Origin of the sequence: Paraburkholderia sp. Ac-20336 (assembly GCF_017105025.1) — a bacterium.
Lineage (GTDB): Bacteria > Pseudomonadota > Gammaproteobacteria > Burkholderiales > Burkholderiaceae > Paraburkholderia.
Genome location: NZ_JAAGPS010000009.1, coordinates 73,156 through 96,327, shown reverse-complemented (window position 1 = coordinate 96,327; position 23,172 = coordinate 73,156). Strand labels below are relative to the sequence as shown.

Annotated in this window: 13 protein-coding genes and 2 riboswitches; of the genes, 9 read left to right on the top strand and 4 right to left on the bottom strand. The window is 66.6% G+C overall.

Going from position 1 to position 23,172, the window contains the following annotated elements; genetic code table 11:
• On the top strand, positions 1-329 hold a 329-nt coding region (locus tag GXB81_RS06085), incomplete at its 5' end, for a c-type cytochrome (protein WP_205988640.1).
• Between the two features lie 235 nt (positions 330-564).
• On the opposite strand, the gene GXB81_RS06080 is transcribed toward GXB81_RS06085, so the two are convergent.
• Positions 565-2,655 carry a UvrD-helicase domain-containing protein gene (locus tag GXB81_RS06080; RefSeq protein WP_167049016.1) on the bottom strand — a complete coding sequence of 697 codons (2,091 nt, stop codon included), beginning with the start codon at positions 2,653-2,655 and terminating at the stop codon, positions 565-567.
• A 350-nt stretch (positions 2,656-3,005) separates the two neighbouring features.
• On the opposite strand from GXB81_RS06080, the gene GXB81_RS06075 reads away from it, so the two are divergent.
• The 8 genes from GXB81_RS06075 (at position 3,006) to GXB81_RS06040 (ending at position 14,412) form a co-directional block, all read left to right on the top strand.
• Entirely contained in the window at positions 3,006-4,055 is a 1,050-nt protein-coding gene (locus GXB81_RS06075) for an oxidoreductase (protein WP_205988639.1), read from the top strand.
• A 206-nt stretch (positions 4,056-4,261) separates the two neighbouring features.
• Positions 4,262-4,612, top strand: coding sequence for a hypothetical protein (locus GXB81_RS06070; protein ID WP_167049020.1), 351 nt, complete (start codon positions 4,262-4,264; stop codon positions 4,610-4,612).
• Positions 4,613-4,850: 238 nt separating this feature from the next.
• Positions 4,851-4,953, top strand: a riboswitch (glycine riboswitch).
• A 21-nt stretch (positions 4,954-4,974) separates the two neighbouring features.
• Positions 4,975-5,135: riboswitch (glycine riboswitch) on the top strand.
• An 80-nt stretch (positions 5,136-5,215) separates the two neighbouring features.
• Positions 5,216-6,334: a glycine cleavage system aminomethyltransferase GcvT gene (gcvT, locus tag GXB81_RS06065; RefSeq protein ID WP_205988638.1), complete on the top strand. Its 1,119-nt coding sequence runs from the start codon at positions 5,216-5,218 to the stop codon at positions 6,332-6,334.
• A 57-nt stretch (positions 6,335-6,391) separates the two neighbouring features.
• The gene (gene gcvH, locus GXB81_RS06060) at positions 6,392-6,772 is read left to right on the top strand and encodes a glycine cleavage system protein GcvH (protein ID WP_167049024.1); all 381 of its coding nucleotides are present in this window, start codon (positions 6,392-6,394) and stop codon (positions 6,770-6,772) included.
• 94 nt (positions 6,773-6,866) lie between these two features.
• Positions 6,867-9,803, top strand: coding sequence for an aminomethyl-transferring glycine dehydrogenase (gene gcvP / locus GXB81_RS06055; RefSeq protein WP_205988637.1), 2,937 nt, complete (start codon positions 6,867-6,869; stop codon positions 9,801-9,803).
• Between the two features lie 184 nt (positions 9,804-9,987).
• Entirely contained in the window at positions 9,988-11,112 is a 1,125-nt protein-coding gene (locus GXB81_RS06050; protein ID WP_167049028.1) for an alginate lyase family protein, read from the top strand.
• A gap of 29 nt (positions 11,113-11,141) precedes the next feature.
• Positions 11,142-12,530 carry an L-serine ammonia-lyase gene (locus GXB81_RS06045; RefSeq protein ID WP_167284396.1) on the top strand — a complete coding sequence of 463 codons (1,389 nt, stop codon included), beginning with the start codon at positions 11,142-11,144 and terminating at the stop codon, positions 12,528-12,530.
• 151 nt (positions 12,531-12,681) lie between these two features.
• Positions 12,682-14,412 carry a thiamine pyrophosphate-binding protein gene (locus GXB81_RS06040; RefSeq protein WP_205988636.1) on the top strand — a complete coding sequence of 577 codons (1,731 nt, stop codon included), beginning with the start codon at positions 12,682-12,684 and terminating at the stop codon, positions 14,410-14,412.
• Between the two features lie 96 nt (positions 14,413-14,508).
• Here GXB81_RS06040 and GXB81_RS06035 read toward each other — a convergent pair whose 3' ends face one another.
• The 3 genes from GXB81_RS06035 to GXB81_RS06025 form a co-directional block, all read right to left on the bottom strand.
• The gene (locus GXB81_RS06035; RefSeq protein ID WP_205988635.1) at positions 14,509-15,657 is read right to left on the bottom strand and encodes a branched-chain amino acid ABC transporter substrate-binding protein; all 1,149 of its coding nucleotides are present in this window, start codon (positions 15,655-15,657) and stop codon (positions 14,509-14,511) included.
• A gap of 86 nt (positions 15,658-15,743) precedes the next feature.
• On the bottom strand, positions 15,744-19,673 hold the full coding sequence (gene putA / locus GXB81_RS06030; protein WP_167049036.1) for a trifunctional transcriptional regulator/proline dehydrogenase/L-glutamate gamma-semialdehyde dehydrogenase: 3,930 nt from the start codon (positions 19,671-19,673) through the stop codon (positions 15,744-15,746).
• Positions 19,674-20,473: 800 nt separating this feature from the next.
• Positions 20,474-22,711 carry a primosomal protein N' gene (locus GXB81_RS06025; RefSeq protein WP_205988645.1) on the bottom strand — a complete coding sequence of 746 codons (2,238 nt, stop codon included), beginning with the start codon at positions 22,709-22,711 and terminating at the stop codon, positions 20,474-20,476.
• Positions 22,712-23,172 lie beyond the last annotated feature (461 nt).

Here is a 23,172-nt window from a genome sequence, read left to right as displayed (position 1 = left end):
CGGCCCAGGCCGCCGCGGCCATGGCGGCAATGGCCAACGTGCCGCAAACGCCCGCCCCGGCAGCGGGCGGCGCGCAAAGCGCGGACGCCTCGCAGGCCGGCAAGGCGCTGTATCAGGCGGTTTGCCAGGCCTGTCACGCAGCCGGCGTACTGAACGCACCGAAATTCGGCGACAAGGAAGCGTGGGCGCCGCGTCTCAAGGACCCGATGGACACCGTCTACAACTACGCGCTGCACGGCAAGGGCGCGATGCCGCCGAAGGGCGGCTCGAACGCGTCGGATGCGGACGTGAAAGCCGCCGTGGACTATATGGTCAGCGCGGCGAAGTAAGCGCCTGGCAAAGCGCGCCGCTGGCGGCATACACAAGCCGCGAAACGAAAAATCCCTGCCTTGCGGTAACGCACGGCAGGGATTTTTTATGTGCTGAGCGTTCCGACACGAGCCGCCCCGGAAAACCACCAATAACGAAGGCACACGGAGTAACTCACACGCATCCGGCGCCATCGCCGGAAAAGCCACGCAATCGCCGAAGCAGCAGGCAGCGGACCACACCGCCAACACCCGCTCAAGCCTTCTGCAACAACGCCTTCAAACTCGCGAGCCGATCCTTCGGCGACATCGGCGCTTCCTCGGGCGTCGGCGGCGGCGCATCGTCGAGCAGCATTTCGTTGATAAAGCGCGACGGCTCGCAGACGATCGTCTCTCTCGCCCGCTTGCGCTTCTTGCACCAGTTCAGATGCAGGCTGCGCTGCGCGCGCGTGATCGCGACGTACATCAGGCGGCGTTCTTCCTCGATGCGCGCGTCGTCGATCGGTTCGTCGTCGGGGCCGCCGCGATGCGGCATGATGCCTTCCTCGACGCCGACCAGAAACACATGCGGATACTCGAGCCCCTTCGACGCATGCACGGTCGACAGGCGCACCGCATCGGGATCTTCCTCGCGGCCTTCGAGCATCGACATCAGCGCGACCGTCTGGATCAGGCCGAGCAGGTTCTTGCCGGTGTCGCCAAAGCCGTCGGCGCTGTCGTAACCGGTCGCCTGGCTCTCGCTGCCGTGCCCGGGTTCTTCCTTCGTGCCCTTGCGCTTGAGCCACTCCATGAATTCGAGCACGTTCTGCCACTTCGCCTGCGCCTGGCGTTCGTCGAACGCGTCGTACAGATACGCCTCGTAATGGATCGCCTCCATCAGTTCATCGAGCAGCGTGCCCGCCGCGTCCTTTTCCGCGCGCTCGGTCAGGCGCTGCATGAAGTCGCAGAACGCGCGCATCGGCTCGATCTGGCGTGGCGACAGGCGCGCCTCGATGCCGCCCATATAAACCGCCTCGAACAGCGACACCTTCGCCTGCCCCGCGAACGCGCCGAGCGCTTCGAGCGTCGTATTGCCGACGCCGCGGCGCGGCGTCGTGATCGCGCGGATGAACGCGGGGTCGTCGTTCGCGTTGGCGATCAGTCGCAGATACGCGCAGATGTCCTTGATCTCGGCCTTGTCGAAGAACGACTGGCCACCCGACAGCACGTACGGAATCCGCTCGCGGCGCAGCACCTGCTCGAAGATGCGCGCCTGGAAGTTGCCGCGATAGAGGATCGCGTAGTCGCGGAAATTCGTGCGCCGCTCGAACTTGTGCGCGGACAGGCGAAACACCACCGACTCCGCCTCGTGCTCCTCGTCGTTGCAGCCCGTCACGGTGATCGTGTCGCCCATGCCGTGCTCGGACCACAGCTTCTTCTCGAACAGCTTCGGGTTGTTCGCGATCACGTTATTGGCGGCGGTCAGGATGCGCACCGTCGAGCGGTAGTTCTGTTCGAGCTTGATCAGATGCAGGTTCGGGAAATCCTTGCCGAGCTGGCCGAGGTTTTCGAGGGTCGCGCCGCGCCAGCCGTAGATCGCCTGATCGTCGTCGCCGACCGCCGTGAACGCCGCACGCTTGCCCGCGAGCAGCTTCACGAGTTCGTACTGGCACGCGTTGGTGTCCTGATACTCGTCGATCAGCAGATAGCGCAGCTTGTTCTGCCAGCGGTCGCGCACCGGCTCGTTGTTCGCGAACAGTTCGGCGGGCAGGCGGATCAGATCGTCGAAATCGACCGCCTGATACGCGTGCAGCGTCGCCACATAGTTGCGATAGACGATCGCCGCCTGATGCTCGTCCTCGGTCGAGGCCGTCGCGATCGCCTGCTCGGGCATGATGAGGCCGTTCTTCCACAACGAGATGATCGACTGGATCTTGCGGATGAAGCCCTTGTCCGTCGAGCCGACCTGCTCCTGGATCATGCCGAAGCAGTCGTCGGAATCCATGATCGAGAACTGCGGCTTCAGGCCGACGTGCTCCGCTTCCTGCCGCAGAATCTGCACGCCGAGCGAGTGGAAGGTACACACCGTCAGCTGGTTCACGGGCACCTTGCGGCCTTCCTTGCCGGGCGTGGTCAACGTCTTGCCTTCGAGCAGCTTGCCGACGCGCTCGCGCATTTCCGCCGCCGCCTTGTTCGTGAACGTGACGGCCGCGATGTGGCGCGGCTCGAAGCCCTTCGCTTCGATCAGGTGCGCGATTTTCTGCGTAATCACGCGCGTCTTGCCGCTGCCCGCGCCAGCGAGCACGAGACAGGGGCCGTCGAGATAACGGACCGCTTCACTTTGGGCGGGGTTCAGGCCTGCGGACATCGTCTGTGGATGGGTAATACGGTTGAGGGCTGTCGAGATCGCCGCGGCGCGAGACGCCGGCCGAAGGCCCCAGGAGATGCTGCGCGGTGCCGCGCCGCCGCCTGCAACCGGCGTCCTGCGCGGCGCGCTTCGCGCGAGAGCAGCGATGTTAACACGGTTGACCCGACGGCTGACCTCGACGGTTATCCACGACAGTTATCCGCGATCGATGCCTTCGCGAACTACCGCCGCGCGCCGCCGCGGCAATCTCGCCGCGGCTCCCCAGTCCATCCGACAAATGCCACAATGAGGACGTTGCGCGCCGTCGCCGCGGTGGCAAAGCGGCGCGCCGTTTTTGCAGGAAGACACGCATGTCCGCATCGCTGAAGATTGGATTGATGGGCTACGGCTTCGCCGGCGCGACGTTTCACGCACCGGTGATCGAACATTGCGGGCGCGCGAGCGTCGCCGCCATCGCGACCGGGCAGCCCGAGCGCGCGCGGGCCGACTATCCGCACGCGAAGATCGTCGCGGACCTCGACGCGCTGCTCGCGCTCGACGAAATCGACTGCGTGGTGATCGCGACGCCCAACGACACGCACTTCGACCTCGCGCGCCGCACGCTAGAAGCCGGCAAGCACGTGGTGGTCGACAAGCCGGTCACGCTGTCCGCCGCCGACGCCCACACGCTCGCCAATATCGCGCTCGCGCGCGGCAAGCTGTTCGCGCCCTTTCACAACCGCCGTTGGGACGGCGACTTCCTGACCGTGCGCGATCTGCTCGCGCGCGTGGAACTGGGCCGCGTCACGCAGTACGAATCGCATTTCGACCGCTTTCGCCCGGGCGTGCGTCAGCGCTGGCGCGAAGACGTCACGCGCGGCGGCGGCCTGCTGTTCGATCTCGGCCCGCATCTGATCGACCAGGCACTCGCGCTGTTCGGCGCACCGCAGACGGTCTCGGCAACCGTGCGCACGCATCGCGACGCCGCGAGCGCGCCCGACTACGTGCATATCCAGCTCGGCTACGGCGAGTTCGAAGTCGTGCTGCACGCGAGCGCGCTGACCTCGCTGCCGGGCCCGCGCTTTGCCATCCACGGAACGCGCGGCAGTTACGTGAAGTACGGTCTCGACACGCAGGAAGATCAGCTGAAGGCGGGGCTGCGTCCCGGCGACGAAGGCTTCGGCGCCGGCAATACGCCCGGCGTGCTGCGCGTGCTGGAAGGCGACCAGGAAGTCGAGCGCGAATGGCCGACCCGCAACGGCGAATACGTGGGCTTCTATATTGCGCTCGCCGACGCGATCCAGAACGGCGTGGCGTTCCCGGTCAGCGCACAGGACGCGGTCGACGTCATGACGCTCGTCGAACTGGCGGAACGCAGCTCCGAACAGGGCGTGCGCCTGCCGTTCGAGCGCGTGCGCTGACGCGCCCGGCTGCGCGCCGCGCCGTTTTGTGTACCCAAAACGGCGTGGCGGATCGGGTCGCGAAGCCCGTCGGATCGGGCTTCGCTGACAGTCCAGAAAGGAACATAACGTTACAAATTTGCCCGCCGACGGGTCAGCGAGCACCCGCCATCATCCGTTGCTAGCGGAGTAGCACCCAAATCACGACAACGACCTACGGAGAATCCATGCCTCGTACCATCCGAGCCCTGGCCGCATGCGCCCTGCTCAGTTCCCTCGCCGCCTGCGTGGTGCCGCCTCCGCCCGCGCCGCACCCTGGTCCTAGCCCGCAGCAGATCGCGGATCAACGCCTGCGTCAGGTCGATGGCCGGATCGACAATCTCTCGCACCGGATCGACGCCCATGTGAACCAGGGCTACTACCCGCCGCCGCAAGGTGGCGCGCTGCATCATCGTCTGGACACGATCCGCCAGGAAGCGCACGACATGGCCGCGCAACACGGCGGCGGTTTGTCCGCCGACGAGCAGCGCGTGTTGAATCAGGAGCTGGACAACGCGGCGCACGCGATCGGCGAATAAACGCGAGAAGGCGCCGCCGGCAGCCAGCCGGGCAAACCGGGCCAGCGCCGGTCGCCTGCCCGTTACCTGCCGCCGGCTACCGGTCATGAACCGGTAGCCGCGTAGCAGCGGAAGCAGTGGCAATCGAAAGCGCGAGCATCACGTCCCGCGCTTTTTTTGCGCCGCGAAGCCGCCGCCGCAGTCGCCATCACGGTCACGAGCCTTGATTTGACAAGCCCCGGCCCGTCGCGTAAATTCGCCGCACGCGTCGGGAGAGCGCGCCGGCAAGCGAAAAATCGCAGGCCGCGCCGCCGAAGGGGCACACCCGCAAACTCTCAGGCAAAAGGACCGACCGCGTCGAAAAAACCCGCCTTCCGGCGGTTTTTTCGCACTCTGGAGAGCGGCAGTAGCCATCCGCGTCGCACGTCGTGCACAGCAGGCAGGCTGCCCACCGAAGGGGCGCGCGTTTCACCGTGACGAATCGGGCTCATCGAGCCGGCCGCGGCAGCGCAATCTCTCAGGTATCGAGGACAGAGGGGTCATGCAGGATCACGCTCGCAGGCACACGGCCGCGAGGCGTTGCGCCGCATGGCCTTTTTTGTTTCGCGAGACGCCCGAGGCCCCATGACCGAACTCAAACACACCCCGCTCCACGCCGCTCACCGCGCGCTCAACGCCCGCATGGTCGACTTCGGCGGCTGGGACATGCCCGTCAACTACGGCTCGCAGATCGAGGAACATCGCGCGGTGCGCACCGACGCCGGCATGTTCGACGTCTCCCACATGTGCGTGGTCGACTTCACCGGCGAACGCGTGCGCGCGTTCTTCGAATACGCACTCGCGAACAACGTCGCGAAGCTGCAAACGCCGGGCCGTGCGCTCTACTCCTGCATGCTGAACCCGCAAGGCGGCGTGATCGACGATCTGATCGTCTATTACTTCGGCGAAGACCACTTCCGCGTGGTCGTCAACGCCGGCACCGCAGACAAAGACCTCGCCTGGTTCGGCCAGCTCAATGCCGAAGGCGGCTTCGGCCTCGCCATCACGCCGCGCCGCGACCTCGCGATCGTCGCGGTGCAAGGCCCGAACGCGCGCGAAAAAGCCTGGCAAACCGTGCCGGCCGCGCGCGCCGCCACCGAAGCGCTGAAGCCGTTCAACGCCGCGCGCGTCGACGGCACGCCGTTCGGCGAACTGACCGTCGCGCGCACCGGCTACACCGGCGAAGACGGCTTCGAGATCATCGTGCCGGCCGCGCACGTCGAAGCGCTGTGGAATGCGCTCGCCGCCCAGGGCGTGCGCCCGGCCGGTCTCGGCGCGCGCGACACGCTGCGCCTCGAAGCCGGCATGAACCTGTACGGTCAGGACATGGACGACACCGTCTCGCCGCTCGACGCCGGCCTCGCCTGGACCGTCGACCTCGCCGCGCCGCGCGACTTCGTCGGCAAGAGCCGGCTCGAAGCCGACGGCTCGCGCGCCGCGTTCGTCGGCCTGATCCTGCTGAAGGAAAACGGCAAGGCCGCGGGCGTGCTGCGCGCGCATCAGAAAGTCGTCACGCCGCACGGCGAAGGCGAAATCACCAGCGGCACGTTTTCCCCGACCATGCAGGAATCGATCGCCTTCGCGCGCGTGCCGCAAGGCGTGCAGCCGGGCGATACCGTGCAGGTCCAGATTCGCGACAAAGCCTGCCCCGCAAGCGTGGTAAAACTGCCATTCGTGCGCAACGGCAAGGTGCTGGCGGTTTAAGCAGCCGGCGCACGCCCCCCATTCAAGTCACTACCGAACCACGCATAGGAGCATCCGATGAGCATCCCGGCCGATCTGAAATACACCGAATCGCACGAATGGGTCCGTACCGAAGCGGACGGCACGCTGACGGTCGGCATCACCGACCACGCGCAGGAAGCGCTCGGCGACATCGTCTTCTTCGAAGTCCAGGAACTGGGCAAAAGCTTGAACGCCGGCGACACCGTCGCCGTCATCGAATCGGTGAAGGCCGCTTCCGACATCTACTTGCCGGTCGCGGGCGAGATCATCGAAGCGAACACGGCCGTCGCCGACTCGCCCGACTCGGTCAACAGCGCGCCGTACGACAGCTGGCTCTTCAAGATCAAGCCGGCCGACGGCGCGGCACTCGACCGCCTGATCGACGCCGACGCCTACGCGAAGTCGATCGGCGCCTGAGTCGCCCGCCGAATCGGCGCCTGACTCGCAGTCCGTTTTAACCGTCCGGCGCGGCGCACGCAACACGGCGTGCGCCGCGCCACCAGGAACACCCATGAAGCTCGAACACCCGGATCGTCTGATGAACCGCACTCCTCTCTCGCTTGCCGCACTCGAAGTGCACGACGCCTTCGCCGAACGGCATATCGGCCCGGATGCGGCCGACCAGCAAGCGATGCTCGAAGCACTCGGCTTCGCGTCGCGCGCGGCATTGATCGACGCCGTCATCCCGCAGACGATCCGCCGCACCGAAGCGCTGCCGCTCGGCCCCTTCGCGCAGCCCAAGAGCGAAGCCGAGGCGCTCGCCGCGCTGCGCGAGCTCGCGGACAGGAACCAGGTGTTCCGCTCCTACATCGGCCAGGGCTATTACAACGCCCATACGCCGACGGTGATCCTGCGCAACGTGCTCGAAAATCCGGCGTGGTACACCGCGTACACGCCGTATCAGCCTGAAATTTCCCAAGGCCGTCTGGAAGCGCTGCTGAACTTCCAGCAGATGGTCACCGACCTGACCGGCCTCGCGATCTCGAACGCGTCGCTGCTCGACGAAGCGACCGCCGCCGCTGAAGCGATGACGCTGCTGCAACGCGTCGGCAAGCCGAAGTCGAACGTGTTCTTCGTCGCCGACGACGTACTGCCGCAAACCATCGAAGTCGTGAAGACGCGCGCGACGCCGGTCGGCATCGAAGTAAAGGTGGGCCCGGCCGCCGAAGCCGCGAATGCGAACGCATTCGGCGTGCTGCTGCAATACCCGGGCGTCAACGGCGACGTGCGCGACTACCGCGCGCTGACCGAAGCGATCCACGCGACGGGCGGCCATGTGGTCGCCGCCGCCGACCTGCTCGCGCTGACGCTGCTCACGCCGCCGGGCGAATGGGGCGCGGACGTGGCGGTCGGCAACACGCAGCGTTTCGGCGTGCCGGTCGGCTTCGGCGGCCCGCATGCCGCGTACCTCGCAGTGCGCGACGAATTCAAGCGGCAGATGCCGGGGCGCCTCGTCGGCGTGACCGTGGACGCGCAAGGCAATCCCGCGCTGCGTCTCGCGCTGCAAACGCGCGAACAGCACATCCGCCGCGAGAAGGCAACCTCGAACGTGTGTACCGCGCAGGCGCTGCTCGCGATCATGGCGAGCATGTATGCGGTCTATCACGGCCCGCGCGGCCTGAAGACGATCGCGCTGCGCGTGAACCGCGTCGCCGCGCTGCTCGCCGCAGGCGCGCAGCAACTCGGCTACACGCTCGCGAACGAGACCTTCTTCGACACGCTCACGTTCAACAGCGGCGCGCGTACGCAAGCGCTGCACGACGCCGCGAAGGCGCAGCGCATCAACCTGCGCCGTGTCAGCGACACGCAAGTCGGCGTGTCCGTCGACGAAACCACCACGCGCGGCGATCTCGCCGATCTGCTCGCGGTGTTCGCACAGGCCGCAGGAGCGAAGGACGTGCCGCAAGTCGACGCGCTCGACTCGACGCTGACCGCGGCGAACACCGCGTCGGTGCCGGCCGCGCTCGAACGCACGAGCGCGTACCTCACGCACCACGTGTTCAACCGTCATCATTCGGAAACGGAAATGCTGCGCTATCTGCGCAGCCTGTCGGACAAGGACCTCGCGCTCGACCGCTCGATGATCCCGCTCGGCTCCTGCACGATGAAGCTCAATGCGACCTCGGAAATGCTGCCGGTCACGTGGCCCGAGTTCGGTCAGATTCACCCGTTCGCGCCGGCCGAGCAAACCGTCGGCTACCGCGAGATGATCGATCAGCTCGAACAGATGCTGGTCGCAGCCACCGGTTATGCGGCCGTGTCGCTGCAGCCGAACGCGGGCTCGCAAGGCGAGTACGCGGGTCTGCTCATCATCCACGCGTATCACGCGTCGCGCGGCGAAGCGCATCGCAACGTCTGCCTGATTCCGGCTTCGGCGCACGGCACGAACCCGGCGTCGGCGCAGATGGCCGGCATGCAGGTCGTGGTCGTGGCATGCGACGCGCAGGGCAACGTCGATATCGAAGACCTGAAGAAGAAAGCCGCGCAGCACGCCGACAAGCTCGCCGCGATCATGATTACGTATCCGTCGACGCACGGCGTGTTCGAGGCGAACGTGCGCGAAATCTGCGAGATCGTGCATGCACACGGCGGCCAGGTGTACGTGGACGGCGCGAACATGAACGCGATGGTCGGCCTGTGCGCGCCGGGTCAGTTCGGCGGCGACGTCTCGCACCTGAACCTGCACAAGACCTTCTGCATTCCGCACGGCGGCGGCGGTCCGGGCGTCGGCCCGGTCGCGGTCGGCGCGCACCTCGCGCAGTTCCTGCCGAACCAGACTTCCTCCGGTTACGAACGCGCGCCGCAAGGCATCGGCGCGGTGTCGGGCGCGCCGTACGGCTCGGCCTCGATCCTGCCGATCTCGTGGATGTATATCGCGATGATGGGCGCGAAAAACCTGACCGCCGCGACCGAAACCGCGATCCTCAACGCAAACTACGTTGCCAACAAGCTCGTGCCGCACTATCCGGTGCTGTACTCGGGCCCCGGCGGCCTCGTCGCGCACGAGTGCATTCTCGATCTGCGTCCCATCAAGGACACGAGCGGCATCACCGTCGACGACGTCGCCAAGCGCCTCGCCGACTACGGCTTCCACGCGCCGACCATGAGCTTCCCGGTGCCGGGCACGCTGATGGTCGAGCCGACCGAGTCGGAGTCGAAGGAAGAACTCGATCGCTTCATCGAGGCGATGATCGCGATTCGCGAGGAAATCCGCGCGGTCGAGGAAGGCCGTTCGGACCGCGAGGACAATCCGCTCAAACACGCGCCGCACACGGCGGCGGTCGTGATCGCCGACGACTGGAAGCATGCGTATGCGCGCGAAACCGCTGCCTATCCGCTGAAGACGCTGATCGCGAAGAAGTACTGGCCGCCGGTCGGCCGCGCGGACAACGTGTACGGCGACCGCAACCTGTTCTGCTCGTGCGTGCCGATCGCGGATTACGAGTAAGTCGCGCGCCCACCGCCTGCCGTGCGCATAGCACGCGCGAGCAGGCGGCGCGACGCGGTGAAGCCTGCTCGGCGTCGGCATCGGCGTCCATGAGCGGACGCGGCGCGGCCCACGCGCAGTCCTGTCGTTGAGGGCCGCAAACGGCTAACATCACACACCGAATCAGCCTAACGAGGAGTTCCGCATGGCGCGAAAGGTGCGATCGATGCAAAGCCGGGCCGCCGCCGCCCGTTCGTGGCGGGCCGCCTACGTCATGCTGCTGGCCGGCGCGGCCGCGCTGCTGCCGCTGCGCGAGGCACAGGCCGCGATGAATTTCTGCGCGGCGCCCGCGCTGCAAACCAGCGAGCGCACCCATGCCGATCCCGGCGTCAAGGCACTCGTCAGCAATGTGCAGGCGCATCTGAACGAGCAGCCGCATGCGCTCGCGAAACTGCACACCGAGGGCACGTTGCCGCACGAGGGCATCTACGATCAGAGCGTCGAAGCGGAACAGGACCTCGACCTGCTGCGCGACGCCGCGCTGGCGTGGCGCGCAACCAGCGACGACCGCTTCCTCAAGCTCGTCGACCGTCTGCTCTATGCCTGGGTCACGACCTATCAGCCGAGCTTCAATCCGATCGACGAGACGCATTTCGAAGGGCTGATCCTCGCGTACGACATGACCGCGAGCGCGCTGCCCGTCAAAACCCGCAACGCGGCAATGGCCTTCCTGACGAAGCTCGCGAGCGGCTACATCGCGCAGATCGACGCGCAGCCGCGGCCGCTTACGGGCACGTTCCGCAACAATTGGCAGAGCCACCGCATCAAGCTGATCGCGATGGCCGCGTTCACGCTCGACAATCGCAAGATGATCAACGCCGCGCAACGGCTGTTCGTCGAGCATATCGGCGACAACGTCGCGCCAGACGGCTCGACGATCGATTTCGGCGAGCGCGACGCGCTGCGCTACGTGGCCTACGATCTGCAACCGCTCGTGACGGCCGCGCTCGCCGCGCGCCGCCACAACCGCAACTGGCTGCAGGAGAAGGGCGCGAACGGCGCGACGCTGCTCGCCGCGCTGAACTGGCTCGTGCCGTTCGCCATGGGCACCCAGACGCATGAGGAATTCGTGCATTCGAACATTCCGTTCGACACGAAACGTCGCGAGGCCGGCTTGCCCGGCTACGCGGGCCCATGGGACCCGAAAAGCGCGACGGAACTGTTTCACCTGGCGGCGCGTCTCGACGGGCGCTTTACGCCCATCGCGCTGCAGCTCGCACCGACGCCGCCCGCGTGGCTCGCCGTGTGTTTGCCGCTGCCGGCGCGCTAAACTATTTATCTACGCAGCAGGAGCAGTACATGGCAGTCAGCGTCTTCGATCTCTTCAAAATCGGCATTGGTCCGTCCAGCTCGCACACCGTCGGGCCGATGCGCGCGGCGCTGATGTTCGTCCAGGGACTCGAGCGCGACGGGCTGCTCGACGCCACCGCGTCGGTGAAAGCCGAGCTGTACGGCTCGCTCGGCGCGACCGGCAAAGGGCACGGCACCGATCGCGGCGTCATGCTCGGCCTGATGGGCGATGCGCCCGACACCGTCAATCCGGAAACGATCACGCAGCGGCTCGAAGCGGTGCGCGTGTCGCGCAAGCTCGCGCTGCTCGGCACGCATGACGTGCCGTTCGTGCTGAAGGAGCACATCGCGTTCTATCGTCAGGCGCTGCCCGAGCATCCGAACGGCCTGAAACTGCACGCATTCGACGCGCAAGGCGCGACGCTGCGCGAATCGACTTATCTGTCGGTCGGCGGCGGCTTCGTGGTGACGGCCGGCGCGCCGAACACGAAGGTGCTGAGCGCCGTCGATCAATTGCCGTATTCGTTCCGCACCGCCAACGAGTTGCTCGCGCTGTGCGCGTCGAGCGGCAAGAGCATCGCGCAACTGATGCGGGAAAACGAGCGCGCCTGGCACACCGAAGAAGAAACGCGCGCGGGCCTGCTGAAAATCTGGGACGTGATGCAGGCATGCGTCGCACGCGGCTGCGGCATCAACAATCCCGATGCCGACGGCCACTTGCCCGGTCCGTTCCAGGTGAAGCGGCGCGCGCCGCAGCTGTATCGCGCGTTGACGGGCCATCCCGAACGCGCGTTGCAGGATCCGCTCTCGATGGTCGACTGGATCAACCTCTATGCGATCGCCGTCAACGAGGAGAACGCCGCGGGCGGGCGCGTCGTCACCGCGCCGACCAACGGCGCGGCCGGCATCATCCCGGCCGTGCTGCACTACTACACGCGCTTCATGCCGAACGCGAACGAGCAGGGCGTGATCGACTTCCTGATGACGGCCGCCGCGATCGGAATTCTCTACAAGCTCAACGCGTCGATTTCGGGCGCGGAAGTGGGCTGCCAGGGCGAAGTGGGCGTGGCCTGCTCGATGGCGGCCGGCGCACTCGCCGCGGTGATGGGCGGCACGCCGCAGCAGGTCGAGAATGCGGCCGAAATCGGCATGGAACACAACCTCGGGCTCACCTGCGATCCGGTCGGCGGCATGGTGCAGATTCCGTGCATCGAGCGCAATGCGATGGCGTCGGTGAAAGCCGTCAATGCGGCGCGCATGGCGTTGCGCGGCGACGGCAGCCACTACGTATCGCTCGATTCGGTCATCAAGACGATGCGCGAAACCGGCGCGGACATGAAGACCAAGTACAAGGAAACGTCGCGCGGCGGCCTGGCGGTAAATATCGTCGAGTGCTGAACGCGGCGGCGCCTGCCGCGTTCCCGCCGTGCCGTGACAGCGCACACGTGCCCGGCGTAAGCTGTCGAACCGCCCATCGGCTGCGCTCGCACATTGCGTCGGTGCGGCCTCATTCCATTGCGCTCACGCGCTGCCAGGAGGCTTCCTCGCCATGTCGCTGTCGAATGCTCCCGCTTCCAACGTTTCCGTTTCCCCCCTCGCGCGCACGACCGGCGCGCGCCTCGTCGTCGATGCGTTGCTCACGCATGGCGTCGAACGCGTATTTTGCGTGCCCGGCGAAAGCTTCCTCGCCGTGCTCGATTCGCTGCATGACGAAACCGCGCGCATCCAGACGGTCGTCTGCCGTCACGAGGCGGCCGCCGCGAACATGGCCGAAGCGGTCGGCAAGCTGACCGGCCGGCCCGGTGTCGCGCTCGTTACGCGCGGGCCGGGCGCGACGCATGCATCGATCGGCGTGCACACGGCGTTTCAGGACTCGACGCCGATGATCCTGCTGATCGGCCAGTGCGCACGCGAGCATCTCGAACGCGAGGCGTTTCAGGAGATCGACTATCGGCGCATGTTCGGCCAGATGGCGAAGTGGGTCGCGCAGATCGACGACCCGAAGCGCATTCCCGAATACCTGAGCCACGCGTTTCACACGGCCACCTCGGGCCGGCCGGGACCGGTCGTGCTGTCGTTGCCCGAAGACGTGTTGAGCGAGGCATGCGACGCGGTGCCCGGCGCGCCCGCTTATCAGCGCGTGGCGGCGTCGCCGTCCGCCGCGCAGATGGAGAAGCTGCGCCAGTTGCTCGACGGCGCGCAACGGCCGATGGTGATCGCGGGCGGCAGCGGCTGGACGCCGGCCGCCTGCGCGGACCTGCGCCGTTTCATCGAAAACTGGCAGTTGCCGATCGGCCTCGCGTTCCGCTTCCAGGACACCTTCGATAACGAGCATCCGAACTATGCGGGCGACGTCGGCCTCGGCATCAATCCCGCGCTCGCGCAGCGCATCCGCGACGCCGACGTGCTGCTCGCGCTCGGTCCGCGTCTCGGCGAAGCCACCACGAACGGCTACACGCTGCTCGACATTCCGAAGACGAAGCAGACGCTCGTGCACGTGCATCAGGGCGCGGAAGAACTCGGGCGCGTGTATGCGGCCGATCTGCCGATCGTGTCCGGCATGCCCGAGCTGGCCGCGATGCTGGCGGAGCTGAAGCCGTCGTCGTCCGGCACGCCCGCCTGGGCGGGCGCCGCCGCGGAAGCGCATCGCGCGTATCTGGAATGGCGCAAGCCGCGGCCGATTCCCGGCGACGTGCAGATGGGCGAAGTGATCCAGCAATTACGCGCGCACCTGCCCGACGACGCGATCCTCACGAACGGCGCCGGCAATTACGCGACGTGGCTGCATCGGCATTTCTCGTATCGGCACTTCCGCTCGCAGCTTGCGCCGACGAGCGGCGCGATGGGCTACGGCGTGCCGGCGGCGCTCGCGGCGAAGTCGCTGTATCCGCAACGCGCGGTGGTCGCGCTCGCCGGCGACGGCTGCTTCATGATGGCGGCCCAGGAACTCGCGACGGCGATGCAGTACGACCTGCGCGTGCTGTTCATCGTCGTCAACAACAGCCACTTCGGCACGATCCGCATGCATCAGGAGCGGCACTATCCGCATCGCGTGCATGGCACCGGCCTCACGAATCCGGACTTCGCGGCATTCGCGCGCTCGTTCGGCGCGCATGGCGAGACCGTCGAGCGTACCGAAGATTTTCTGCCGGTATTGCAACGCGCGCTCGAATCGCAGCTGCCGGCGGTGATCGAGATTCGCATGCCGCAGGAGGCGAGCACGCCTGCGGCGACGCTGGAGATGATTCGTGAGCAGGGGAGGAAGATGCGGGGGGAATGAACGGCTGCACACTCTAAAAGCACCTCGACCGCATAGCCAATAAAAAACCCCGCCGAAGCGGGGTTTTTTCACCATCAACCGCAGCCGGCAAAAAACTTACTTGCCGCCTACGCTTTGCAGCGTCGTCCACTTGCCGTCGACGACCTTGTACAGCGTGATGCCGCCGTTCTTCAGATCGCCGCGTTCGTCGTATGCGAGGTTGGCCGACGTCACGGCCGGCATCGAAGTCTTCGCGAGCACCGGCAGGTACTTCGCCGGATCGGTCGAGTTCGCGCTCTTCATCGCGGCGAACATCGCCATCGCGCCGTCGTAGGCGTACGGCGAGTACGTCTGCACGTCTTCGTTGAAGCGCTTCTTGTACTTCTCGACATAGGCCTTGCCACCCGGCATCTGGTCGAGCGGCAGACCGGCGAGCGAAGCCACCGTGCCGTTCGCCGCGTCGCCCGCGAGCTTGATGAAGGTCGGCGTGTGGACCATTTCGCCGCCCATCAGCGGCGCCTTCACGCCGAGCTGCTTCATCTGCTTGACCATCGGTGCTGCTTGCGAGTCCGCGCCGCCGTAGTAGATCAGGTCCGGGTTGGTCGACTTCAGCTTGGTCAGGATCGACTTGAAGTCAACGGCCTTGTCGTTCGTATATTCACGATCGACGATCGTCGCGCCCGCCGCCTTCGCCGCCTTCTCGAACTGATCGGCCAGACCCTGGCCGTAAGCGGTGCGATCGTCGACGATCGCAATCTTCTTCATGCCGAGGTTCTTCACCGCGAACGCGCCGGCCACCGAGCCTTGCTGCGTGTCCGACGTCATCATGCGGAAGGTGGTCTTGAAGCCCTGCTGCGTGTATTCCGGCGCGGTCGCCATCGCGATCTGCGGAATGCCCGCGTTCGCGTAGATGCGCGAAGCCGGGATCGTCGTGCCCGAGTTGAAGTGGCCGAGCATGCCCTTGATGCCGTCATCCACGAGCTTCTGCGCAACCGTCGTGCCGGTGCGCGGGTCGGCCTGGTCGTCGGCGGAGTCGAGCACGATGCGAACCTGCTTGCCGCCGATCACCGGCTTGGTCGCGTTGAACTCTTCGACCGCGAGTGTGATGCCGTTCTGGAAGTCTTTGCCGTAGTGCGCCTGCGCACCCGTCATCGGACCGGCGAAACCGATCTTCACGTCTTCCGTCGATTGAGCGTTGGCTGTCCCCGCCAGCGACATTGCGGCAACCAGAGCTGCGCCTGCCAGCTGTTTCATTGTGTGTTGCATAGCATCTCCTTGATACCAGGTGTGGATGAAGCGGTTTCGGGGTCGCCGTGCCGCTTCGTTCTATTGAAGAAATCGCCGAGGTTCGCTCAACCGATCGTCATCAAATTCGCATTGCCGCCCGCTGCCGCGGTGTTCACGCTGACCGAGCGCTCGGTGAGCAGACGCTCGAGCGCGTAGTCTTCGTCCCCGCTCGCGAGCGCACGGGCTGCGACGCCCTGCACCGAAACGATCGGCCCCGCGCGTTTCGCAACTTCCTTCACGAGTGCGAGCAGCTCGTCGCTGTCGCCCTCGAACAGCACCGCGTCGAACGACGCATCGGCGTTCTTCTTCACGCTTGCATGCGCCTTCAGCGATGCAGGCAGCTGCGCCACTAATTGTTCACCTGCCGCGCCTTCAAACAAGGCTCGATTTCCCGTAGCCAGCGCCGCCGCCAACTGCACGCGCGCGCCGCTCGCGGTCGACGCGATGCACAGCACCGTGCCGCGCGGGCCCAGCGTGTACGTATTGCGCTCGCCGGTCGGCCCGGAGAGCACCGCGGTCGCGCCCGCCGGCACATGCGACAGATAACCGTCGCAGCGCGCGGCAAGCTGCGGTTCGCGCTCGGCGATCAACCAGTCGCGCAGCACGGTCAGTGCCGCGGCAGGATTGTCGCCGTTTTCCGCCGTGCGTGGTACTTCCGCGACGAGCGCCTGCGCGAGCGACTTCGGCAGACCGGCCGGGCGCGTCGCCAGCAGACGCTGCAGATACAGCGCGCCGCCCGCCTTCGGCCCCGTGCCCGACAGGCCTTCGCCGCCGAACGGCTGGACGCCCACCACCGCGCCGATCACGTTGCGGTTCACGTAGATGTTGCCGACGTGCGCGCGGCCGATCACATGGGCGATCGTCTCGTCGATCCGCGTATGGATGCCGAGCGTCAGGCCGTAGCCGGTCGCGCGGATCTGTTCGAGCAGCTTGTCGAGCTGGCTGCGGCGATAGCGCACGACGTGCAGCACCGGGCCGAACACTTCGCGCTTCAGCTCGTCGATGCTGTCGAGCTCGATCAGCGTCGGCGGCACGAACGTGCCTTGCGCCGTGCTCTCGGGCAACGGCAACTGCTCGACCTTGCGGCCCTTGTCGCGCATCGCCGCGACGTGCGCGTCGATGCCGCGCTTCGCGTCGAGGTCGATCACCGGGCCGACGTCGATCGACAGGCGATCCGGATTGCCCACCGCCAGCTCGCGCATCGCGCCCGTCAGCATTTCGAGCGTGCGCTCCGCGACGTCTTCCTGCAGACAAAGAACGCGCAGCGCCGAACACCGTTGACCGGCGGAGTCGAACGACGACTGCAGCACGTCCGCGACCACCTGCTCGGCGAGCGCCGACGAATCGACGATCATCGCGTTCTGGCCGCCCGTTTCGGCGATCAGCGGAATCGGCTTGCCGTCCGGGTCGAGGCGGCCCGACAACGTCCTGTTGATGAGGCGCGCGACTTCGGTCGAGCCCGTGAACATCACGGCGCGCGTGCGCGGATCGGCCACCAGCGCGGCACCGACCGTCTCGCCGTCGCCCGGCAGCAGTTGCACCGCACCCGCCGGCACGCCGGCTTCGCGCAGGATGCGCACCGCCTGCGCGGCGATCAGCGGCGTCTGTTCGGCCGGCTTCGCGAGTACCGTGTTGCCGGCCGCGAGCGCGGCAGCCACCTGGCCCATGAAGATCGCGAGCGGGAAGTTCCACGGGCTGATGCAGACCACCGGACCGAGCGGGCGATGCGTATCGTTCGAGAACTCGCTGCGGATCTGCGTCGAGTAGTAGCGCAGGAAGTCGATCGCCTCGCGAATTTCCGCGACCGCGTTCGGCAGCGACTTGCCCGCTTCGCGCACCACGAGGCCCATCAGCGTGTGCATCTGCGCTTCGAGCAGATCGGCGGCCCGCGCGAGGCAGTCGGCGCGCGCTTCGACCGGCGTTGCCTGCCAGATCGGCGCTGCGGCAACCGCATGCGCGAGCGCGGCGCTCACGTGTTCGGCGCTCGCTTCGACGACCGTGCCGACGAGATCGCGCTGGTCGGCCGGGTTACGCACGTCGCGCGCGGTGCCGCCGGCGCCGTCGTTGTCTTCGAGCATCGGCGCGGCGCGCCACGGATGATGCGCGCTCGCGAGCAGCGCCGACGACAGCGACGCGAGCCGGTGCTCGTTCGACAGATCGAGGCCCATCGAATTGAAGCGCTCGGCGCCGTACAGGTTGCGCGGCAGCGGAATCTTCGCGTGCGGTGCGCCGAGCGGCGCGATCTTCGAGGCTTCCTCGACCGGATCGGCGATCAGGTCCTTGATCGCAACGCTTTCGTCGGCGATACGGTTCACGAACGACGTGTTCGCGCCGTTTTCGAGCAGACGGCGCACGAGGTACGCGAGCAGCGTCTCATGCGTGCCGACCGGCGCGTACACGCGGCACGGACGGTTCAGCTTGTCGCGGCCCGTGACCTCTTCGTAGAGCGGCTCGCCCATGCCGTGCAGGCACTGGAACTCGTACTGGCCGGGGTAGTAGTTGTTGCCGGCGAGGTAGTAGATCGCCGAGAGCGTGTGCGCGTTGTGCGTCGCGAACTGCGGATAGACCGCATCGGGCGCGCCCAGCAGCTTCTTCGCGCACGCAAGGTACGACACGTCGGTGTAGACCTTGCGCGTGTAGACCGGATAGCCTTCGAGGCCGTCCACCTGGGCGCGCTTGATTTCGGTGTCCCAGTACGCGCCCTTCACGAGCCGCACCATGATGCGGTGACGGCTGCGGCGCGCGAGATCGACCAGGTAGTCGATCACGAACGGGCAGCGCTTCTGGTACGCCTGCACCACGAAGCCGATGCCGTTCCAGCCGGCCAGTTCCGGATCGAAACACAGCGCTTCGAGCAGGTCGAGCGACAGTTCGAGGCGGTCGGCCTCTTCGGCGTCGATGTTCAGGCCGATGTCGTAGCGGCGCGCGAGGATCGCGAGCGAGCGCACGCGCGGCAGCAGTTCGCCCATCGTGCGTTCCTGCTGCGAGCGCGAGTAGCGCGGATGCAGCGCCGAGAGCTTGATCGAGATGCCCGGGCCTTCATAGATGCCGCGCCCGCCGGCCGCCTTGCCGATCGCGTGGATCGCCTGCTCGTACGACGCGTAGTAGCGCTGCGCGTCGGCCTCGGTGGTGGCCGCCTCGCCGAGCATGTCGTACGAGTAGCGGAAACCGCGCGCTTCGTATTTGCGGCTGTTCGCGAGCGCTTCGGAGATGTTCTCGCCGGTCACGAACTGCTCGCCCATCAGGCGCATCGCCATGTCGACGCCCTTGCGGATCAGCGGCTCGCCGCCCTTGCCGATCAGACGCGTGAGCGCCGACGACAGGCTCGTCTCGCTATTGGTCGTCACGAGCTTGCCCGTGAGCATGAGGCCCCAGGTCGCCGCGTTGACGAACAGCGACGGCGCCTGGCCGACGTGTGATTTCCAGTCGCCCTTGCTGATCTTGTCGCGGATCAGCGCATCGCGCGTCGCGCGGTCGGGGATGCGCAGCAGCGCTTCGGCGAGACACATCAGCGCCACACCTTCCTGGCTCGACAGCGAGAATTCGTGGATCAGCCCTTCGACGCCGCCGCCCTTGCTCTTCGAGCGCAGCGTTTCGACCAGCTTGCCGGCCAGCGCCTGCACGTCGCCCGCGAGATTGGCCGGCAGACGCGCCTGGCCAAGCAGGAACGGCACGCACTCCGGCTCGGGGCGGCGATACGCGGCCGTGATCGCCGCGCGCAGCACCGATTGCGGTTGCACGTTCTGCGCGAAATCGAGGAACGGATGCGATGCGCCGTCTTCCTCGCTCTCGACCGCGGAGCCGTCGGCGAGATCGGCCGAGCCTGTCGCGCCCGACAGTTCGGCGGGCAGCTGACCGTGCTCGATTTTTTCGAGATAGGCGAAGATTGCCTGTTTGATCAACCAGTGCGGGGTGCGTTCGAGACGGGTCGCGGCATCTTTGAGCCGGGAACGCAGGAGGTCGTCGACCTTAACGCCAAGGGTGGTGCTAGCCATGTTTCCTTCTTCAGTACCAGGTGCGAGCCCGGCAAAAGACTAAATGTTCGGCGAATCGTACGCCTCCCAATAAAAAGGTGCAACCAACCTTCGATTGCGGTTGCACCCCTCGAGAAGCCTTATGCGGCTTGAGTTTTCGGCCGAAGAGGCGAATTCGGGCCAGCGTGGTTGCGATCGGTATTTTCCCTGGCGTGATTCTTTTCGCAATTAGCCTTATCAAACGACTGCACGCGCCGATATATAGAGATACGGTGACGGGCGGCCCCAAACCTGCGGTTTGCGGGCACGCAAAGAAGACAAACGGGGCCTTCGAGGGCAGTGAGATGGAAAAGTGGTGGGCGATACTGGGCATCTGGGCGCTGTGTGCGACCTGTGCGGTGCTCTTCATTCGAGGCGCGACCGGGCGCCCGAACAGGCAGGAAGAGGATGAGAATCAGACACAGGCGGCCTCGCGCGCATCGGCGAGCAACACGACGCGGACCGCCTTGAACGATTGAGCATGCGGGCGCGACGGCCCACGCGAAGTGGCAAGAAAACGACGTCTTGCGGGGCGTCTGGATCGACGCGGCGCACGGCCATGCCGATTGCATCAGTTGTACGACAGGCGCGTCGAACCAGGTGCCGACATTGCGCGGCGACCCGAGCGGGTCAGGCGGGCGGCACGCCCCGCCACCGGAAGCGCTCCCGCCCAAACCCGAGCTGACGACGACGAATCCCGGAATGCGCAGTTCGAGCGCCTCCCGGCTCTCCACATGACGGCAACTCGCCGGTGCGACGCCGCAGCGATCCAGCCGCGAGCGTCAGATGTCGAGCGGATCGACTTCGAGATTCCAGCGCAGCACACCCTTGAGCCCGCGTAGCAGCGGTTGCCACGCACGCAGCGTCGCCTGCAGCGCGGCGCGCGAAGCGCTCTCGATCAGCAGTTGCGCGCGATGCACGTGCATGACCTTGACGATCGTGAGCGGCACCGCATCGTAGACGGTCACCCGCTCGGCGGCGGGGATGTGGACAAGTTCGGCGGCGGCCTGCTGCAGGAACGCGAGCGCGGCCTCGAGCGTGCGCCCTTCGGCGCGCAGCAGCGCCTGGTAGACGAACGGCGGCAGATGAGCATCGCGCCGTTCGGCGAGCGTCGAGTTGGCAAAACCGACGTAATCGTGACGGCCCAGCGCGTGATACAGCGCGTGACGCGGATAACGCGTCTGCACGAGCACTTCGCCCGGCAAGCCGGCGCGGCCCGCGCGCCCGCTCACCTGCATCAGCTGCGCGAACAGGCGCTCGCTCGCGCGGAAGTCGTGGGAAAAAAGCGCGGTATCGGCATTCAGCACGCTGACCAGCGAGACGCGCTGAAAATCGTGCCCCTTCGCGATCATCTGCGTGCCGACCAGAATGTCGACCTCGCCCGCGTGAACGTCCGAGAACAGCGCCTGCGCGCTGCCTTTGCGGCGCGTGCTGTCGGCGTCGATACGCAGCACGCGGGCGCCCGGCACCGCGCTCGCGAGCGTTTCCTCGACGCGCTGCGTGCCGCGCCCGAGCGGCGCGATATCGACGTTGCCGCACTCCGGACACGAGCGCGGAATGCGCGCTTCCCAGCCGCAGTGGTGACAACGCAGCGCGCGCTCGGGCTTGTGCAGCACGACATAGGCGCTGCAACGCGGACAACCGGCGACCCAGCCGCACGCGTCGCACGCGAGCTGCGGCGCGTAGCCGCGGCGGTTCAGGAACACGAGGCTTTGCTCGCCGCGCTCGAGGCGCGTCTTCAGCGCCGCGATCAGCGGTCCCGACAGGCCTTCGACCGAGGCACGCCCGCGCCGGCGCTCGTCTTCGAGATCGATGAGCCGCACGGTCGGCAGCACGGCATCGGCGACCGCGCGGCGCGACAGCGTGAGCCGCTTGTAGCGCCCCTGGTCGGCCTGCCACCAGCTTTCGAGCGACGGCGTCGCCGAGCCGAGCACGACCGGCACGCCGAGTTGCTTCGCGCGGTAGATCGCCAGATCGCGCGCCGAATAGCGCAAACCTTCCTGCTGCTTGTAGGCTGGATCGTGCTCCTCGTCGACGACGATGATCGCGAGCCGCGGCAGCGATGCGAGCACCGCGAGGCGCGTGCCGAGCACGATGCGCGCGCGGCCCGTGTGCGCGGCGAACCAGTTGCGGGCGCGCTCGCCCTCCGCGAGACCGCTGTGCAGCGTGACGATCGCCGTGCCGTCGAGCGCGGCGAAGCGCGCGCGGAAAGCCGCCTCGAACTGCGGCGTCAAGTTGATTTCCGGCACGAGCACGAGCGCCTGAGCGTCGGGCTTCGCGGCCAGCATTTCAGCAAGCGCGCGCAGATACACCTCTGTCTTACCGCTGCCGGTCACGCCGTGCAGCAGGAACGGCGCGAAGCCGTCCGCATCGCGGATCGCTTCGACGGCAGCGGCCTGCTCGTCCGTCAGCGTGGGAAGCGAGGGCGCGGGCACGTCCGCCGCTGAGGTGGCCGCCGGCACCGCCGCGGCTTCGATCACGTCGAGCGCGACCCAACCGGCCGCCAGCCAGCTCTCCAGCGTGGCCAGCGCCTTGGGATGGAGCGCGCGGGCGTCGGCGGCAAGCAGGAAGTCGGTTTCGGCAAGCGCCTGCGCGAGCTTTCGCAGCGCCGTCGCGCGGGCCGGCAAGGTATCGGGCAAGGCCGCGCGACCCTCGGGCATCAGCCGATAGCGCTCTTCCGGTGCGAACAGCCGCGACCAGCGTGACGCATCGCGCAAAGCCTGCGGCAGCGCGGGCAATGCGACTTCGCCGAGACCGCGCTGGTAGTAATCCGCGGCGAACGCGGCGAGCCCCAGCCATTGCGCCGAGACTGGCGGACAGGCGGCGCAGACTTTATCCACAGCCTTGAGACGCTCGGCCGGCACGTCGCTGTGAGCGGTCACTTCGCAGACAAGCCCCACCACATGGCGCTTGCCGAACGGCACGCTAACGAGCGTGCCTGGCACGGCCGCTTCCGGCGTGTCGCAGCGATAGTCGAACAGAGTCGGCAGCGGATGGTCGAGCGCGACGCGGACGAACATGTCGCTCACGCGGTGCAGGGAAGCCGAAAACATTGCACGGACGCAAGCCACACCACAGAGTCAATTGGACGCGAAGCGAGGCCGTCGAAGTTAAAGTAAAACTTCAATTTCGCCGCTAAGTTTTGGATTCGGCTGAATAATTGCACTCGACTCGCTGCCCTGTGGATAACTTTGTTAAGAACTTCACTCCGATGGGCCGGAAATGGCGTCGCGACGGCCTTCTGTGGGGTTGCGCACATTTTGCCGGATTCCCCGCAAACCCTTACCAGACAAGGCTTAGATCAAATGCGCCGGCAAATTGCAAGGGGTGGGGCACGATTAAAGCCTCTACCGCGCCGCAGCGTGACGAATGTGCATAAGTCAAGTCTTGACAATCACAAGACCGCCATCTGACGGCCTCTGCGCCGCACATTCGTCCTTAGGCCGAGAGCCCACTTCGCTGCATCGCAACAAAATCAGCG